Source organism: Streptomyces sp. MnatMP-M17, assembly GCF_900091995.1.
In the GTDB taxonomy this organism is placed as follows: domain Bacteria; phylum Actinomycetota; class Actinomycetes; order Streptomycetales; family Streptomycetaceae; genus Streptomyces.
Map to the genome: position 1 here is coordinate 1 of NZ_FMDK01000853.1, position 2,070 is coordinate 2,070.

Below are 2,070 nucleotides of genomic sequence, written 5' to 3' on the forward strand. Positions count from 1 at the left end.
GTCGGCTGTGCGCTGTGGCTGCTGGGCAGACCGACGGCGCACGCCTGACCGGACCTGCCGCGCCTGCCGCGCCTGCCGCGCCTGCCGCGCCCATGCAACTGCCGCCGCCCGCCGTTCCTACCACGCGCCACCGCCCGCCGCGTACGACCGCCCGAGACCAACTCGCCCGACCCGCAGACAACCCCGAGGAGACACCCGTTGACATCCGTACCGCTCGTAGCCGTCACCGGAGCCGAGGGCTTCATCGGCTCGCATCTGACCGAGGCACTCGTGGCGTCCGGACACCGGGTCCGGGCCATGGTGCAGTACAACTCCTTCTCCTCCTACGGCTGGCTGGACAGCCTGCCGTCCGATGTCCTCGACCAGGTCGAGATCGTGCTCGGAGACATCCGTGACCCGGGCTCCGTCCGGGCCCTGGCCGAGGGCGCCGAAACGGTTTACCACCTGGCCGCGCTCATCGCGATCCCCTACTCCTACCAGGCACCTCACAGTTACGTGGACACCAATGTGACCGGCACTCTCAATGTGCTGGAGACGGTCCGCAGCCTGGGCACTCCTCGGCTGGTGCACACCTCCACCAGCGAGACCTACGGCACCGCCCGCACCGTGCCCATCACCGAGGACCATCCCATCCAGACCCAGTCGCCGTACGCGGCCTCCAAGGCGGGCGGCGACCGGCTCGCCGACAGCTACCACGCCAGTTTCGGCACTCCCGTCGTCATTCTGCGTCCGTTCAACACCTACGGTCCGCGTCAGTCCATGCGGGCCGTGATCCCCACGGTCATCGGCCAGGTCGCCGCCGGTTCACGGACCGTCACGCTCGGGGATCTGCGGCCCACCCGCGACTTCACCTTCGTCTCCGACACCGTCCGCGCCTTTCTGGCCGTGGGGACCGCTCCGGCCGCGACCGTCGTGGGCCGGACCTTCAACGCGGGGACCGGGGACGAGATCTCGATCGGTGATCTGGTCCGGCTGATCGGCAAGGTCATGGACGCCGAACTGACCGTACGGGAGGACGAGCGGCGTATCCGTCCTGCCGACTCCGAGGTGATGCGCCTGGTCGCGGACGCCGGCCGGCTGCGTACGGCCACCGGCTGGGCGCCGGAGCACGATCTGGAGAGCGGGCTCGCCCGTACCGCCGGCTTCTTCCGCGATCCCGCGAACCTCGCCCGGTACAAGGCCGGTGTCTACCACATCTGATCCCCGCGCCACCTCGATTCCGTCATCCCGATAACGCCACAGACAGGGAGACATCCCATGCACGCAGTGATCCTCGCCGGAGGCAAAGGCGTCCGCTTACGCCCTTACACCACGGCACTGCCCAAACCTCTTGTACCGATCGGCGATCAGCACGCCATTCTGGAGATCGTGCTCCGTCAGCTCGCCGCCGCCGGATTCACCAGTTGCACGCTCGCCATCGGCCATCTGGGACAGATCATCCGCGCCTATGTCGGCAGCGGCTCGCGCTGGGGGCTCCGGATCGACTACTCCAGCGAGGAGAGTCCGCTGGGCACCTTGGGCCCGCTCCTGACCATGCGGGACCGGCTGCCCGAGACCTTTCTTGTGATGAACGGCGACATCCTCACCGATCTCGACTACCGCGATGTGCTGCTCCGTCACCGCGGTTCCGGCGCGCCTCTGACGATCACCACCTACGCGCGCAAGGTGCATATCGACTTCGGTGTGCTGACCACGGACGCCGGACGGGTCGTCGGCTTCACCGAGAAGCCGAGTGTGGACTACCGGGTCTCGATGGGCGTGTACGGGCTGAGCCGGGCGACTCTCGACGCCTACACACCGGGACTGCCGCTCGGCTTCGACGAACTCGTCCTCGATCTGCTCAAATCGAGCAGTCCTCCGCATGCCTACGAGTTCGACGGATACTGGCTCGACATCGGCCGCCCGGACGACTACGACCGCGCCAACGCCGAGTTCACCACCTACCAGTCCCTTCTGCTCAAGGGAGCCTGAGCACTCCATGCGCATCCTCGTCCTGGGCCTCACCGGATACCTGGGCGGGCACGCCGCCGAACAGCTTCGCGCCCTGCCCGGCGCGCGGCTGCTCGGCGG

The 2,070-nt window shown here is 68.1% G+C and carries 2 protein-coding genes and 1 pseudogene; all 3 read left to right on the top strand.

Annotation, left to right across the window (positions count from 1 at the left end; genetic code table 11):
- The first annotated feature begins 198 nt into the window (after positions 1-198).
- A complete protein-coding gene (locus GA0115259_RS31930; RefSeq protein WP_093603435.1) occupies positions 199-1,200 on the top strand; it encodes an SDR family NAD(P)-dependent oxidoreductase in 1,002 nt (333 codons plus the stop codon).
- A 57-nt stretch (positions 1,201-1,257) separates the two neighbouring features.
- Positions 1,258-1,971, top strand: a complete 714-nt coding sequence (locus GA0115259_RS31935; protein ID WP_093603437.1) for a nucleotidyltransferase family protein — start codon at positions 1,258-1,260, stop codon at positions 1,969-1,971.
- A gap of 7 nt (positions 1,972-1,978) precedes the next feature.
- Positions 1,979-2,070, top strand: a pseudogene (locus GA0115259_RS42360) (NAD(P)-dependent oxidoreductase); the annotation flags it as partial.

What these genes read in the sequence shown, in the direction of transcription:
- GA0115259_RS31935 (WP_093603437.1), top strand. Translation starts at nt 1,258, where the DNA reads ATGCACGCAGTGATCCTCGCCGGAGGCAAAGGCGTCCGCTTACGCCCT.